Annotated in this window: 14 protein-coding genes; 8 read left to right on the forward strand and 6 right to left on the reverse strand. The window is 56.4% G+C overall.

Translation table 11 applies throughout. The features are described 5' to 3' along the window. The first annotated feature begins 206 nt into the window (after positions 1–206). The 4 genes from VL52_RS14730 to VL52_RS14745 all read left to right on the forward strand — a co-directional run bounded on the left by VL52_RS14730 (position 207) and on the right by VL52_RS14745 (position 5042). Positions 207–1424 (forward strand): 6-phosphofructokinase, encoded by a 1218-nt coding sequence (locus tag VL52_RS14730; RefSeq protein ID WP_046157726.1) that lies wholly within the window; start codon positions 207–209, stop codon positions 1422–1424. A 155-nt stretch (positions 1425–1579) separates the two neighbouring features. Continuing rightward, positions 1580–2953, forward strand: coding sequence for a cysteine--tRNA ligase (gene cysS / locus VL52_RS14735; protein WP_046157727.1), 1374 nt, complete (start codon positions 1580–1582; stop codon positions 2951–2953). A 108-nt stretch (positions 2954–3061) separates the two neighbouring features. Beyond that, entirely contained in the window at positions 3062–3277 is a 216-nt protein-coding gene (gene rpmE, locus VL52_RS14740) for a 50S ribosomal protein L31 (protein WP_021478681.1), read from the forward strand. A 115-nt stretch (positions 3278–3392) separates the two neighbouring features. Further along, positions 3393–5042 carry an ArnT family glycosyltransferase gene (locus VL52_RS14745; RefSeq protein ID WP_046157728.1) on the forward strand — a complete coding sequence of 550 codons (1650 nt, stop codon included), beginning with the start codon at positions 3393–3395 and terminating at the stop codon, positions 5040–5042. A gap of 77 nt (positions 5043–5119) precedes the next feature. Here VL52_RS14745 and VL52_RS14750 read toward each other — a convergent pair whose 3' ends face one another. Further along, entirely contained in the window at positions 5120–6034 is a 915-nt protein-coding gene (locus VL52_RS14750) for a LysR family transcriptional regulator (protein ID WP_046157729.1), read from the reverse strand. A 96-nt stretch (positions 6035–6130) separates the two neighbouring features. Here VL52_RS14750 and VL52_RS14755 point away from each other — a divergent pair, with 96 nt between their 5' ends. From VL52_RS14755 to VL52_RS24615, 4 genes are all read left to right on the forward strand, one after another. After that, a complete protein-coding gene (locus VL52_RS14755) occupies positions 6131–7099 on the forward strand; it encodes an NAD(P)H-binding protein (protein ID WP_046157730.1) in 969 nt (322 codons plus the stop codon). 583 nt (positions 7100–7682) lie between these two features. Beyond that, positions 7683–8423 carry a PAS domain-containing protein gene (locus VL52_RS24075; protein WP_082107266.1) on the forward strand — a complete coding sequence of 247 codons (741 nt, stop codon included), beginning with the start codon at positions 7683–7685 and terminating at the stop codon, positions 8421–8423. A gap of 1 nt (position 8424) precedes the next feature. Continuing rightward, on the forward strand, positions 8425–9315 hold the full coding sequence (locus tag VL52_RS14760; RefSeq protein WP_046157731.1) for a DMT family transporter: 891 nt from the start codon (positions 8425–8427) through the stop codon (positions 9313–9315). Positions 9316–9411: 96 nt separating this feature from the next. Next, a complete protein-coding gene (locus VL52_RS24615; RefSeq protein WP_144410270.1) occupies positions 9412–9873 on the forward strand; it encodes a hypothetical protein in 462 nt (153 codons plus the stop codon). 340 nt (positions 9874–10213) lie between these two features. Here the strand turns inward: VL52_RS24615 and VL52_RS24080 are convergent, their stop codons facing one another. The 5 genes from VL52_RS24080 to VL52_RS14770 all read right to left on the reverse strand — a co-directional run. Further along, positions 10214–12349: a phospholipase effector Tle1 domain-containing protein gene (locus tag VL52_RS24080; protein WP_082113766.1), complete on the reverse strand. Its 2136-nt coding sequence runs from the start codon at positions 12347–12349 to the stop codon at positions 10214–10216. After that, entirely contained in the window at positions 12346–12876 is a 531-nt protein-coding gene (locus VL52_RS24085; RefSeq protein ID WP_082113767.1) for a DUF3304 domain-containing protein, read from the reverse strand. Before VL52_RS24085 ends, VL52_RS24080 begins: the two co-directional genes overlap by 4 nt. Further along, on the reverse strand, positions 12873–13430 hold the full coding sequence (locus VL52_RS24090; protein ID WP_082113768.1) for a DUF3304 domain-containing protein: 558 nt from the start codon (positions 13428–13430) through the stop codon (positions 12873–12875). Before VL52_RS24090 ends, VL52_RS24085 begins: the two co-directional genes overlap by 4 nt. A 16-nt stretch (positions 13431–13446) precedes the next feature. After that, the gene (locus VL52_RS14765) at positions 13447–14295 is read right to left on the reverse strand and encodes a DUF4123 domain-containing protein (RefSeq protein WP_046157732.1); all 849 of its coding nucleotides are present in this window, start codon (positions 14293–14295) and stop codon (positions 13447–13449) included. A 3-nt stretch (positions 14296–14298) separates the two neighbouring features. After that, positions 14299–15737: DUF2345 domain-containing protein (locus tag VL52_RS14770; RefSeq protein ID WP_046157733.1), on the reverse strand; the 1439-nt coding region annotated here is incomplete at its 5' end.

The following is a 15737-nucleotide window of genomic DNA, read 5'->3' on the forward strand; positions in this document are numbered from 1 at the left end:
AAGTACTGATCGTTAGGGCGGGGCGCGGTTTTGCGTTTTTTTCCGGCGCGTCGGCGCAGCGGGTTTGCCGCCGGTCAAGGAAGCGTTTTTTGTCGCGGTCATCGGTCTTGAGGCGGCTTTCGTCCAAGTGGTATGGTGGTGGCGTTATCGGCGCGGCCCGGACGACGGCGCGCCTGTTCCGTCAGTTTCTCATCCAGGTTGCGATCATGACCAAGCCAAGAGCTGTATATCTGCAATCCGGCGGACCCACCGCCGTTCTGAACGCTTCCGCCCAAGGGGCGATTGAAACCGCGCGTCGCCTGGGGCTTTCCCTGTACGCCGCCTATGATGGCCTGGCCGGCTTGCTGGATGATCGCCTGTGCGACACCGATGGTGTGTCCGACACCGCCATCGCCCAGCTCGCCTTCATGCCGGGCGGCAGCTTCGGCGTCAGCCGCCGCATGATAGGCACGTTCGAGGAAGCGCCGGAAGACTGGCTGCGCCTTCGCGACGTGCTGGCCAAGCACGATATCCGCTATCTGTTGATCAACGGCGGCAACGGCTCGCTGGGCTGCGCCGAGCGGCTGGCGGATTTTGAAAAGCGCACCGGCTACAAGCTGGGCGTGATCGGCATACCCAAGACCATAGACAACGACCTGATGGGCACCGACAACAGTCCCGGCTATGGCTCGTCCGCCAAGTTCCTGGCCAGCGCGATGCGCGAGGTGGGGCTGGACATGACCAGCATGGGCTGGGGCAGGGTATTCATCATGGAAACCATGGGCCGCCACACCGGCTGGCTGGCCGCCGCCTGCGCCGCGTCCTCGCGCAGCCCGCAGGAAGCGCCGCACCTGTTGTTGCTGCCCGAGGTGCCGTTCGACCAGGAGCGCTTCCTGGCCGCGCTGGATGCCAGCCTGGCCAAGCATGGCCAGTGCGCGATTGCGGTGGCCGAGGGCATCACCGGCGCGGACGGCCGCTTCGTCGCCGAAGCCAAGAAATCCGAAACCTATGGCCACGAGCAGCTGGGCGGCGCCGGCCACTGGCTGGCCCAGCTGATCTTGCGCGAGCGCGGCATTTCCGCCCACGTGGCCCAGGTGGACTATTTGCAGCGAGCCGGCGGCCATCTGGCTTCCGCCACCGATGTCCGCCAGGCCTACGTGATGGGCGAAAAGGCGGTGGAATGGCTGCTGGCCGGCAAAACCGGGCTGATGGCCGGCATCAAGCGCCTGAACGATCATCCCTACTGCTGGGATGTGGCCGAAGTGCCGCTGTCGGCGGTGGGCGACAAGGAAAAGCGGCTGCCGCCTGAATTCATCGGCGCCGACGGTTTCAGCGTCACCCAGGCTTTTCTGGATTATGTGAAGCCGCTGATGGAGGGCGAGCGCATCCCGCCGTTCAAGGACGGCCTGCCGGATTACCGCCCGATCGCCTGGCCGCGGGTCTGATTCGCGATTGATGGCGAGAAACGGCCGCCGCGTCGCAGGGCGCGGCGGCCGTTTGCGCGTTTCAGCGCGTAATGTCGCGGCGCGAATGACAGAAGCCGGCGCCGCTCTGTTACAATCTCTTCCCTTTGAATCATCAACCATAGGTTTTTTCGATCATGCTGAGCCTGTACAACACACTGACCCGCCAGAAGGAAGCGTTCAAACCCATCGAACCCGGCAAAGTGAGCATGTACGTCTGTGGCATGACCGTTTACGACCTCTGTCACATCGGCCACGCGCGCATGCTGGCCGCCTTCGACGTGATCTACCGCTGGCTGAAGGCCTCCGGCTACGATGTGAACTATGTGCGCAACATCACCGACATCGAAGACAAGATCATCAAGCGCGCGCTGGAGCGCGGCATCACGCCGGAGCAGCTGGTGGCGGAAACCATCGCCGACATGCGCCAGGACGCCGCCGCGCTGGGCCTGCTGCCGCCTACGCACGAGCCGCGGGCCACCCATCATGTGGGCGGCATGATTAAGATGATCGAAACGCTGATCGCCAACGGCAAGGCTTATCCGGCCGCCAACGGCGACGTCTACTACGCGGTGCGCGAATTCGAAGGCTACGGCAAGCTGTCCGGCCGCACCCTGGACAAGCTGCGCGCCGGCGAGCGCGTGGAAGTGGACCCGAACAAGCGCGATCCGCTGGACTTCGTGTTGTGGAAAGCCGCCAAGCCGGGCGAGCCGTCCTGGGACAGCCCGTGGGGCAAGGGCCGTCCGGGCTGGCACATCGAGTGCTCGGTGATGAGCTGCCACCATCTGGGCGAACAGTTCGACATCCACGGCGGCGGCGAGGACCTGCAGTTCCCGCACCACGAGAACGAGATCGCCCAATCCGAAGGCGCGCATGGCCACCAGTACGTCAACTACTGGCTGCACAACGGCTTCATCAATGTCGACGGCGAGAAGATGTCCAAGAGCCTGGGTAACTTCTTCACCATCCGCGACGTGCTGCAGCACTTCGACGGCGAGGTGATCCGCTTCTTCATCGTGCGCAGCCATTACCGCAGCCCGGTCAACTACACCGACGGCATCCTCAACGACGCCAAGCACGGCCTGACCCGCCTGTACACCGCGCTGCGCGGCATCGAGTTGCCGGTGTCAGCGGGCCTGGACTGGAACAACGCCTACGCCGCCCGCTTCAAGGCGGCGATGGACGATGATTTCAACTCGTCCGAGGCGGTGGCGGTGCTGTTCGAGCTGGCCGGCGAAGTGAACAAGAGCCGCGACCCGCAGCTGGCTCGCCTGCTGAAAGATCTGGGCGGCGTGCTGGGCCTGCTGGAGCGCGATCCGGAAGCCTTCTTGCAAGGCGGAGTGGGCGATGGCGAGCTGTCGGCGGAACAGGTGGAAGCGCTGATTCAGGCGCGCAAGGACGCGCGCGCCGCCAAGAACTGGGCCGAGTCCGACCGCATCCGCGACGAGCTGATCGCCAAGGGCATCGCGCTGGAAGACGGCGCCGGCGGCACCACCTGGCGCCGCGCCTGATCTGGGTTTGGCCGCTGGCGCTTGTCAACGGCGGCCAAACGGCGGATAATGCGATGTTTCGCAAGCAGTACAGGCAAAACCCCTGTACCCGTTATGAAAGGTAGAGAGATGAAAACCGATATTCACCCGAACTACAAAGAGCTGTCCGTTACCTGCTCCTGCGGCAGCCAGTTCGTGACCAAGTCCACCATGGGCAAAGACGCTTTCTCGATCGAAGTGTGCTCCAACTGCCACCCGTTCTACACCGGCAAGCAGAAGATCGTGGACACCGCTGGTCGCGTGGACAAGTTCAACCAGAAATTCGGCGGCTTCTTCAAGCGCTAAGCGCGTTGCCGTATCTGGACTTCGAAAAAGGCAGCCTGCGGCTGCCTTTTTTCATGCCTGCGCCGCATGCGTGGGATAATCATCAGATCCTTAGGAACAACAAGGTGGCAACGGGATGCTGACTTATTCCGCTCAGGCCAGCACGCTGGCCAAGCCGACTGAAAAACCCTGGGTGCTGCTGCTGCTGTGTTTCATCTGGCTGTGGCCCGGCATCCTCGGGCACGATCCCTGGAAGCCGGACGAACCCTTCGTGCTGGCCATCGCCCAAGGCATGCTGGACAGCGGCAACTGGCTGCTGCCCATGCTCAATGGCGCGCCCTATCTAGACAATCCTCCATTGTATTACTGGCTGGTCGCCGGCTGCATCAAGCTGTTCTCGCCCTGGCTGCTGCCCGCGCACGACGCCGCTCGGCTGGCGACGCCGCTGCTGATGTCGCTGTCGCTGCTGCTGGCCGGCATGGCGGGCCGCGACCTGATAGGCCGCCGCCATGGCCGCAGCGTGGTGATGATCCTGATAGGCTGCATCGGCCTGGTGGAGTCCGGCCACCAGCTTACCCCCATCGTCGCCAGTTTCGCCGGCCTTACCGCCGCCTTCTACGCGCTGTCGCTGACCCTGCGTTCGCCAGGCCTCGCCGGCGCGCTGCTGGGCGCGGCCAGCGTGATGACCTTCCTGGGCGGCAGCCTGGCGGACTTGCTGCTGATCTGGCTGGTGGCGGTGATGCTGCCGGCCTTCAGCGGCTGGCGGCGCAAGAATTACGCGATCACGCTGCTGCTGGGATTGCTGCTGGCCCTGCCCGCCATCCTGGTGTGGCCGATGCTGCTGCAGCGTCTGTACCCGGCGGTGTACGCCGAATGGTGGGGCAATTACGCGCTGGGCGGCTCCAGCGGCTTCCGCCATGTCAGGCTGTTTCACGACTTCGGCTATTACAGCCTGAACGTCTTGTGGTTCGCCTTCCCCGCGTGGCCGCTGGCGATGTGGACGCTGTACCGCAATCGCCAGCTGCAGTCCCCCAAGCTGCAGCTGCCGTTGCTGTTCACGCTGATGATCGCGGTGCTGCTGACGCTGTCCGATCGCGCCAGCATCACCGACGCGATGCCGCTGTTGCTGCCGCTGGCCGTGCTGGCCGCGGTGGAGCTGGACAATCTGCGCCGCGGCGCCGCCGCCTTCCTCAACTGGTTCGCGCTGATGACCTTCGGCCTGTTCGGCCTGCTGGTGTGGCTGGGCTGGGCGGCGATGAACTATGGCTGGCCGGAGGGCCTGGCCGGGCGCGCCCAGTACTTCAGCCCCTTCTACCATCCGCACGTGTCCTGGCTGCAGGCGGCCGGCGGCCTGATCGCCACCCTGGTATGGCTGTGGGCGCTGACCCGGCCGCACCTGCGGGGCCGCCAGGCGATCACCAACTGGGCGGCCGGCCTGACGCTGCTGTGGGGACTGGGGATGACCTTGTGGCTGCCTTGGTTCGACGCGGCCAAGAGTTACCGGCCGGTGGTGAACAGCATGCTGCGCAAGCTGCCGGCCACCGCCACCTGCATCGCGACGGAAAACCGCAACAGCCTGGCCATGATCAGCTGGCGCTATTACGCCGGCATCGACCTGTTGTCCTTTCCTGCCGGGGAGACGCCGCCGTGCGACTACTGGCTGGTGGTGCGCAGCAGCGAGGAGGGCGTGGCCGAGCCCGGCTGGCAGGTGTTGTGGACCGGCAATCGCCCGCGCGAGCAGAACATGACCTTCGCGCTGCTGCAGCGCCTGCCGCCGCCGAAATAGCGCAAATAAGAGCTGCCATTGAAATGAAAGCCGCGCCGGATGCATGCCGGGGCGGCTTTTTTCATGGAGGCTGGGCGCTATTCGAATTTCGGCCGATCAGGCGGGGGATGGCCGGCGTAGCGCTGCATGCCTTCCACCAGCGCGTCGAACGCGGTCTTGCAGGCGCGATTGTGGCGCAGGTCCTCATGCATGGTGATCCAGGTGTCCAGGCGCAGCGCGTAATGCTCGGGCAGGATGCGCCGCAGTCCGTCGCGCCGCGCCAGCGGCAGCTGGCAGAAGCCGAGGCCGGCGCCGGCCCGCAACAGCGCCAGTTGCGCCAGGTCGCTGTCGCTGCGCAGGGCGAATCCTTCCCGCGCCATGCCGGGCATCCGTTTGGCCGCCTCTCTTTGAAAGGCAGTGGGCTGGTCGAAACCGATCAGGCTGTGCCTGTCCAGATCATCCACGGCGGCCGGTTCGCCATGCTCGGCCAGATAGCCCGGCGCGGCGAACAGGCCGACCTCGATGACGCCGACCGGGCGGGCGATCAGCTGCGCCTGCTGCGGAGGCGTCATGCGCACGGCGATGTCCGCCTCCCGCTGCAGCAGATCCTGCGCGCGGTTGCTCAGTACCAGTTCTATCGCCAGCGCGGGATGGCGGCGACGCAGCTCGGCCAGTATCGGCGGCAGCACCTCCACGCCCACCACCTCGCTGGAGGTGATCCTCACCACGCCGCGCGGCGCATCCCCCTGGCTGGAGGCCAGGCGCTCCAGCGCCGCCGCGTGGCTGGCCATCGCCTCCGCGTGCGGGCGCAGCGCCCGGGCCGCGTCCGTCGGTAGCAGTCCGCCTTGGGAACGGGTGAATAGCGGAATGCCCAGCGCGCCCTCCAGCGCGTCGATATGGCGGCCGAGCGTGGGCTGGGCTTGGCCCAGCGCGCGCGCCGCCGCGGAGAGCGATCCTTCCCGCAGCACGGCGAGGAAGGAGCGGTACAGCTGCCAGTCTATCGTGGTATCCATGCGTAAATGTATGGAATGTATGCTGTTTTAGTCAATTCCGTATTGATTCGCGCCGCCATAAGATGGCTCCACCAAGACAAACCAAGGAGCAAGATCATGACGACTCGACAAACGGCGCTGGTGGTGGGAGCGGCAGGCGGCATCGGCGGGGAGCTGGCCCGCCAGCTGCGCGACGCGGGGTGGGAAGTGCGCGGCCTGGTGCGCAGCCTGGAACAGCCGGCCTTGACGCGCGACGGAATCGTTTGGATCCGGGGCGACGCGATGCGGCCGGACGATGTGGCGCAAGCGGCCGAAGGCTGCGCGGTGATCGTCCATGCGGTGAATCCTCCCGGCTACAAGCGCTGGGCCGAGCTGGTGCTGCCGATGCTGGACAGCACCATCGCCGCGGCGAAGCGGGAGGGTGCCACCATCGTGCTGCCCGGAACGGTGTACAACTATGGTCCGGACGCTTTTCCCATCCTCAAGGAAAACTCGCCGCAGCGCCCGCTGACGCGCAAGGGCGCGATCCGGGTGGAGATGGAGGCCCGTCTGCGCGCCCACGCGGCCGGCGGCGGAAGGGCGCTGATCGTGCGCGCCGGAGATTTCTTCGGTCCCAAGGCCGGCAACAACTGGTTCTCGCAAGGCCTGATCCAGCCTGGCAAGATCACCCGCCGCATCCAGAATCCGGCCATGCCCGGCATCGGCCACCAGTGGTCATACCTGCCGGATGTGGCGAGCAATATCGTAGAGCTCTTGGCGCGGCGCGAATCGCTGGAGCCGTTTGCCACTTTCCATCTGGGCGGCTATTGGGACGCGGACGGCACCCAGGTGGCGCAGGCTATCCGCCGCGCGCTGCAAAAGCACGGCGTCAACGCCAAGGTGGACGCCTTCCCCTGGTGGCTGATCCGGCTGATCGCGCCGTTCAACGCCACGCTGCGGGAAGTGATGGAAATGCGCTACCTGTGGCGCAAGCCGGTGCGTATGGACAACGGCAAGCTGCTGGGGGTATTGGGGAGGGAGCGGGTGACGCCGCTGGATGAGGCGGTGGAGGCGACGCTGAAGGGCTTGGGTTGCCTGCCGGGGTGATTGCGCGACGAGGCGGCGCCTGCGATGGCGGGCGCCGCTTCCGTTTGAGTTTGGAGAAGCAAGAGGCATGTCTGGGAGGGGTTTGTCTGGCAGTGAATGACCTGATAGCAAGCGAATATCGTGATTATTTTTAATCATTACTGATAAAACTACCCCCTCTTTTACTTATTATATTGCCTATGTTGACGGGTTTTAATCCAGATTCATTGCATGATTTACTTAGTAGTCTGTGTAGGGTTTTGTATTGTGCATATTGAAAATATTATATAGGTTTATTTAATCACACAGTAATGTTTACGTATATTAATGCACGAACGAGTGTGTGTGGGATGTTTATACTGACTTTAAATGAGTGTCTTTTTATTTGCTCCAAGCATTGCTGAGGGATCGCAAGGATTTTTGTACAAAATAAACCTGTTCTTTATGCCAGTTTTTGCGAATCATTGACAGATTTTGAGGGTGGGATCGCAAACTGTGCTGATGGTTAAATTGCCTTCTACGTGTAGTTGTGGCAAATTGACCATGCATAATGTATGAAATTAGTCTGTTTTAATTTGTATAATTCAAGCAAGCGGAGTTAACCATGCACCCTCCTTACTCGTTCAAAAATTTTTTAGAGCTAGAAACCTTTATTGACCAATTGGAGAGTATAGGTCAAATGGCAGGGGCCAAAGATCTGCATCACAATTTTCTATATGTCAATGAGAGTTATGCGGACTTTCATGGGATATCGCGTGACGACATTGTAGGAAGAAAATCTGAAAATATGCCTAATGGTATTTCTGTGCTATCAAAATTACTTTTTGAGCAAGACCAAATTGTATTGCACAAAAAGAAGAGGATTATTATGGGCAGTATTCACCCGCATCGCAGTGGTGACCCAAGAGCCTATAAATTTCGCAAATTCCCTGCTCTGATAAATGATAAAGACCAGATAATTCTATTTGCTGGTGAAGATTTGACCTGCGATACTACATTCTGGAGTGAAATATTGTGTGGTATTGAGCCTATGGTTAAATTTGAAAAGTTGGTTGCAGCTTCATTTAACCAACTTCAAGAGCAAAAAGAGATAAAGATTCCGCTTAACGAGAGCGAATTATCTGTTCTATGTCTTTTGTTACGTGGCGTTCCAGTTAAGCGAATTGCAGGGCTTTTTGATCTTACCACTCGCGCTATTGAAAATAGGGTGGAGTCACTAAAAGACAAATTTGGTGCTTTAAATCAGCAGAACTTGATTGATGTGGCAAGAAGGATGGGGTATCAGTCTCTTCTTTCGCGTGCGATTTTCAAAGAGCACATGACTTATAATCTGCTGGTTGAATAACATGAAGCTCAGCAAAGCCATACTCATTGTTCTTCTTTCTACTGGCATCTTTGGCTTTAACTATGTTGCCGCAAAGGTCAGCTCTGTCCGTATTGATCCCGTCGAAACGGCTATGCTTCGTGTAGCTTTTGCAGCTCTACCTGCATGCCTATTCTTACGGCTCAAGAAAGATGAATTCCTTTATGTCTTGCTCTATGGGGTTGCGTTTGCTTTAGGGTTATTCTTATTCTTCAAAGGGCTTAAGACAGGTATCGATGCGGGTATTTCCTCCGTGATCATGCAGGCGGGTTCATTATTTACGGCAGCAGGGGGGATTTTGATATTAAAAGAGAGGTGGAACAAGTTTAATGTTATTGGCTGTTTGATTGCAATGTTTGGCATCTATTCCATTTCTAAGATTAAAGAAGGTGGGATCAATGTTGCCGGCATTGCTTTTGTTCTGGGCTCGGCATTCAGTTGGACCTTTGCTAACTTGTCAGTCCGGATGTCCAGAACTGAACGCCCGCTAGCATTTGTGTCCTGGGGAAGTTTGGTTTCTGCTGTGTTGTTATTTGTAATTAATCTTTCTGGTGAGAGATCTATCTTATCCACGATTGGTCAGATCGATCAGCAGGCTTGGCTAGCAATCGCGTTTCAAGGGTATGTGACGACATTGATTGGTTATGGCCTTTGGACGTTGTTGTTAAGCCAAAATCAGTTAGTTTTGAGCGCGCCTAGCTATTTACTCGTGCCGGGGTTTGCGTTATTCTTCTCTCATATTGTACTGGGAGAGGCAATCACAGCAGAGAGAGTTTTGTTCTCCCTTGTCGTTGTCGCGGGCATCATTATTAATGCAAGCGCTCAAAATCTGAGTACGTTGGGAGAAAAGAAAAAACCTGTAATGATAACATAGCTTTATTGTGCTGATAAGGTGGTTTTCCCCCCTTTTTAATACAAAGGGGGGAGCTACAATAGCTATATTAAAACTTTGATTTGTTGGAGTTTGAATATGGCTGATGCAAAACAATTACTGTTGGAAAATTTCCAGTCAGAATTTTGTCAGATCGTAGCAAATCACATCCAAGATCATCTAAATCCATCAGAGTGGGAGCAGCTGCTGGCACTCGCACAAAGTGGAATTCCACATTCTCCAGAGCTTTCCTTTACAGCCTTTGATTCCATTGAAAGGCGAGTTCGTCATTTGACCTTTATAGAAAACATCTCGCCCTTGGAGATGTTGTCTGCGCCTCATTTCTATCAACGTTTACAGATCATTGGCACGCTGCATGGCCAGCCTGTTTGCTATTTCTCTGGAAGTGGTATTTATCAATGGAGTTTGACCCCTGATGGCGACTCTTTAAGCTTCTGGCTTACTTACCCTGTCTATCCACCTGGCTGGCCGAATGATGATAATTTGGACTTGCCTTTTCAGCTTCAAGGTTCTGAATTTGACTTAAAGTGGTTGATGTAAGCTATATGGGGGCGTGTGTAAAGAAATGGTAGGCCGTTTCGGAAGAAGAAGCGATGTTGTAGGAAGGAAGAGGGAGCAGTGGTAGAAGTAAATGGGGCGCTGTAAAGAAAGCAGCCACAAGCATGTGGCTGTTTTTATAGGCGTTATATAGTTGTACGGGCATTATATTAGGTATCTATCCCTTTGGGCCACTTTTGCGGCCTTTTTACCCTCACTTATAATGGAGGGCGTGCTACTAACATACACCTATCGGACTTGTCTAGCAACGATATAAAGGCGGTAGCGATACCGTTTGATATCACATGATTTTTTCTGTTGCTGCTAGGTGTTGGGACAAAACTTAAAGACTCTGGAGTTGATCTCGGAACTTTACGCCAAGCTGGAACATATCTTGCTGATGAGTCTTCTCTAGCTTATCGGTCGGCAGTCCTTGGCCTTTCAGGATGGTTTTTTGGTTTTCAAAAACAAGATTACGTATCCTGACTTGTTCTTTATAGTCGTAGGCAAGCTGTTCTTGGCGGCCTTTCAGCGTGTCGCGCGCGAGGAAATCAATTGAGCTGGTCGTTTTGGCATAGCGTTCGTAGCGGCCTACGAACGTTGCACGTTGATGGGCATGTCCGCCAATCTCACGGCGGGTATTCGTCATTGCTGATGCGACCCGACCGCCGGCGCCATCCCCTTTGACCAGATCGGAATAATCACTATCCGTCACTACGGGATAATTTGAGCTATCGATTTTATTGGGGTCAGTTGAGTCTCCTGGCGCGCACTTTACTAATTTCTGTTCGAATGGGCTAAGTTTCTTTGGCGTTAGGCCGGTGGCAGGGTTGTATATTACGCTCTTGCTCTTATACCTTGCATCTGCGATGCGTTGTTGTCGCTGCCATGCCGTTGTCGGGCCGATCATATAGAATGAGGCATGAGAGTCGTGAAGATGTTGATCAAAGAAATCATGAACATCCTTCGGAACGGGTTGCTTGCCCTCTTCCGATTGCAGCCGCAATAGCTCAGCAGCTTCATTAAATTCGCTTTCTACTATGCGCGCTCTGGATAGGTCACCTTGCCAATCTTTTTCACTGGCGCGCATGTCCTCTAAGTCCTGCTTGTCGGAGCGCGAGCTGCGCTGTGTATTCCCTTTGCTAAGCTGTTGAATGCAATCTTGCTGCATAAATTTCGGGCTGGTAGCAATACGCCAATGCCAATATTTTTTCAAATGGGCATATAGCGCTTCTTCTACAATACGGCCGCCTGGATTCGCCCATGCCATGTAAGCGTTGAAACGTTTGATTACCAGTGGATCTATTTCAAAATCTTTATGAACAGGCAAGTTCGTTAATGATGAAAGTGCCAATAACGGAACACCTGCGGCTCTTGCATCGTTATACATATTAAGTAGAGGAACTTGGCTAAGTAGCTTACTTCTGCTGCCTACCGCTTTTCCTTGATCACCTGGGCCATAGCCACCTCCAACATCGGAGTGAGAGCCTGGATACACAACTTCAACCGCATTCAGGGGCATGCTGCCATCTTCATGCCGAATGCTGGTTAGAGGGAAAGAGTACCGCACTTCATGAGCGGCCACGTAATGTCGGCATTGTTTCGTGAAACTGGTCACTTTTAACATATCCGGCGTTGCCCAGCTGTTCTGCCCATCTACGACACCATTCGCTGAGCGGCCGGGCGACCTGCCTAAGCCTGGCGTTGAGTGTGCCATCCCGACGGATGCAACAGTGTCAAATATCCCTAAAAAATAAAGACGAATTGGAACACAGCCGGCAAATAGCCAAGTATCGCCCTGGCGTTTACAAGATAATTCTAGCCAGCGGCAAAATACTCTTGCTAGTGCTGCGCCACGTGAGAATCCAAAGACAGCAATGTTAACGATCTCTATTTTTGGGGTATTCTTATTGTTTCCTATTGAGGCGGCTAACTTTTTTTGTACGGCATCAAGCGAAGAAAGATCAGGAAATCGAGGGTTTGGATTTCTATCTTTTGCGACCTTTAGTTCTTTTTTGTAATCACTATCGTAAAATATTGGCTTGTCGGTAAGGCTCAGGCTAATTGAGTTGCATAGTCGATAATAGGCATAGCTTAATCTCGCTTGCCCACCGGCTGCCATCGATAGTCCAAGATCATCCGGTTCATCTTCGCCAATTAATTTGAAAATGGTCCCGACGCCTTGCATGTAATAGGAATAATGATGTGTTGCTCGTTCAGTCTTGGAAGTTTCAAATAAGCTGACAATATTAGAGTGATCGCAAAGACTTCTTTGTTTGCCTTTAGATGTCGGTTCTGATAAGTCTCGATCTCTATTGTTATTTGTGCCATCAAAGAAAAAGCTTACCCAAAGATTATGTTTGCATTCAGGTTTAATTTTTCCATTGCTATCTGTTAGATCGGATTTATTCTTGAAGCGCGTAGCTATTTGTGCTTTGCTTTCTTTTGCAATGGGCGCGGATGCATTGATGATGCTCATTCGGATGCCCCTGTTTTTTTTCGTTTAACGGGCCACTGGTTTTCAATTGGTCTTGTGCCGATAGCGAGTAAATCACCAAACTCTTCTCTTGATGGATGTTCTGCGTATGAGAAGTTGGCGCCATCAGCATAAGCTCTAACTTCATCATTGGGCAAAAATGCTAGTTGTAGCTCAGCTACGGTAGTGGAGTTGTATTGGTGAACTTGAACAATTTTCCGTTTTGATACTTGGATAATTGCACCATTTTTATCACGCTTATTGCAATCTATTGTGGCATGTACGCATGCGTTACGCTCCCAATCAACAGTCACTGTAGTGCCTGGTTTGTATGTTCTAGGTAAAGTAACCCATCCGGCAGATCCGCCACCTTCGTTTGTTCTGGCCAAGCCAGCCCATTTTCCATTTACCCAAACTGAATTTATATCATGTTCCGTAAAATTGAAGGCGCTGACAGGAACGCCTATTGGCTCTTCTTTGCAGCCTGATAGAAGTATTATCGAAATGAAGAGAATGATATATTGTTTCAATTTGCATCCTTTAACTTATTATTTTGCTTTTCGGACTGTAAAGCATCTATCTTTGATTTAGGCCATATCCTCTCAAGCGGCCTTGGGCCATCTTCTATCAGTGGGCCAAATTCTTTATGGGATGGATGCTCCTTATGGAGGAGAGACATATTTCCAACGTAAATTCGTGCATCATCATTTGGCAATAAAACAACCTGTACCTCTGCCATCGTCTCCCCATCATATGGGGGGACGACTACTGTCTTTCTTTTAGTTGTTAGAATGAATCCACCGCTGGCATCTCTTTTTTCACACTCTGGAGTGTCATGGATACAAACGCTCCTCTCCCATTCAAGTTTTACAGAAGTTCCTGGCGTGTACTTTCTTGGCAAGGTAATTGATCCTGCAATTCCACCCCCTCCATTTACACTTGGGCCGCCTACCCAATGCCCATCAGCCCACGCCATGCTAATGTCGTGGTTTGTATAGTTGTATGCACCTACTGGGACTGCAAGCATTTCGTCTTTGCATCCGGTGAGTATGACTATAAAGGATAGGAAAAATAGAATACGCATTTTTTACCCGAGAATTCTATTCTGATAGCGCAGAGACTAGGAGTTGTCCCTTGCGGGTTCGATTCCAATACTCTTGCCACTCCGCTTCTTGATGGAAGCTATCGCCTTGCACAAAGGCAAAAGAGGCAAAAAGCGCTTGGCTCGGTTCATCATGAATGCCATAGCTACTCATCGCTTCAGCCAGCTGGCCAAGACGCAGATGAAGCGATGCCGGCGTTTCGTCCTGGGGCAGCTCCACTTCATAGTGCGCGAGGATCGGCGGGAGCATGTCCGGCCGGGAGCGGTCCATCATTCTATCGAATTGCGCTTGCGTAAACTCCAGCGGTTCCCACGGTTCCGGAATCTCGGGCGTGTCGCGGAGTGTTGCCGCTTCCCATTCGCCAGTGCGGCCGATCCAGCCCCAGCGCGCAACCTGGGAGGCGAGCAGCGTCAATTGCGCGTCCGACATCAGCGGCAGCACGTTGGCAAGCGTGTGGGTGTCGGCAAACCGCAGCAGCAGCTTTTGCCCGTCGTCGGTGCGGAAGTCGCTGAGCCAGTGCCAGAACGCGCTATCCGGGACGGCGCGGCGGAACTCCACCACGCTGAGCAGCGGGCGGCCGGACGTGATGGCCAGCCATTCGGGCCACCAGTCTTGCAGATGCAGCGGCTGCGTCCAGATCAGCGGGCCGAAGTCTTCCAGCTCAGCCATTGGGCTGTGGTCTAGCGCTCGTTGCCAAGGCTGGCCATGGCGCAGCAGCCAGCGCTTTTCCTTGGCGCTGAGCTGGCTGCCGTCCATCAGCCAGCAGTAATGGCCGTCCTCGTTTTTGGCCATCCATTGATGCAACTGCGGCAGCAACTCCGGGGCGTGGTGATTCTGCAGGAACATGGCTTAGGCTCCGGGCGTGGTGGTGGCGACCGGGCTGCGCGCGGCCATCGCTTTCAGTAGGCAGGGGATGCAGACATTGTTGGGGAACTGCGGCAAGGGCGGCCCCATCTGATCCGGCCCGCTCCAATCGTGTTTGCCGGCCTTGATGCTGACGTTGCCGGGCGCGTGCAGTTCGATCTTGCCATCCTTGATCCGGACATAGGCGCCGCCGCTGCTCAGCAGGATTTCTTGCTTGGCGTTGGCGTGAATCTTTTGCTTGGCCGATGTGATGGTCAAATCCTTGTCGGCAGTCAGCTCCATGGCGTCGCTCTGCGCCTGCAGCTGCACCTTGCCTTTCGCCGCAATCAGCTTGAATGCCACCTTGTCCTTGACGCCCGCGACGAACAGGCTGATATGCATGCCGGCATTGTGCAGCCAGCGCCGGCCGGTGGTGTGGTTGCTGTCGCGCTGGGAAATCAGATCCAGATTTTGGCCGGCGGCCAGGGTCTGGCTCTGTTCGGTCAGGCTGGCGATGCCGGCCGGGGCGGACAGGATGATAACGGGCTGCTGGCCGGGAACCTCGCCGCCGCCGTTGGTGTTGGTGCCTGCCTCCCATGCCTTCAGCGCGCTGGCCAGGTGCGCCAGGTTACCTTTTTCTTTGGCGCCGTTCTTGGCGTTGTCCGGGTCGATTGCATCCGGGCCGGTTTCCATGGTGTCGGCCAACTGGCCGGCGGCGGTTTCGCCCAGCACTTGAGCCAGGCTCAGTGCGCTGTTGATCTGGCTTTGCGCATGCTCGCGCGCCAGTTGCTTGCCGCCTGCGCCGTTCTGCGCCTCGGTGGACAGCAATAGGCCGTGCGCGGCGCGAATGGCGCCGTGGTTGTCGGTGCGCAGTTCGAAGCCTTCGCCGCGCGGCTGGGCCTTGCCGTCGCTACGCGGGTGGGTCAGAAAGCCTTGGTTCAGCTGCGTCTTGCCCGGCTCGCTGGACAGCTTGGCGCGCACTTCGCCTGGCGTGTCGTCGAATAGCAATTCGTTGTAGCCGCCGCCCTGGTGCTCTTTCGACTTGATGCCGGATAGCGTCTTGTTGGCCGGCAGGCTGCCGGCGCCGCTGAATGTCGGCGTGGGATGGCTGCCGTTGTACAGCACGCCGGTAATCAAGGGGCGGTCGATATCGCCTTCAATGAAGTTGACCAGCACTTCCTGGCCGATGCGCGGAATGAACTGATGCCCCCACGCCGCGCCGGCCGAAGGCATGGCCACGCGCAGCCAGCAGGAAGACTTGTCATCCATCCCCGCGCCGATGGTCGGGTGTTCCTCCGGCCGCTGCCAGTGGAATTGCACTTTGACGCGGCCGTGTTCGTCGGTGTGGACCTCTTCGCCGGCCGGGCCGACCACGGTCGCGGTTTGGGTGCCAAGGCTGGTCGGCTTGGCGTGCGGGGTGTCGGCATAGGCCGGCGTCAGCGGGG

Source organism: Chromobacterium vaccinii (genome assembly GCF_000971335.1).
GTDB classification, from domain to species: Bacteria; Pseudomonadota; Gammaproteobacteria; order Burkholderiales; family Chromobacteriaceae; genus Chromobacterium; species Chromobacterium vaccinii.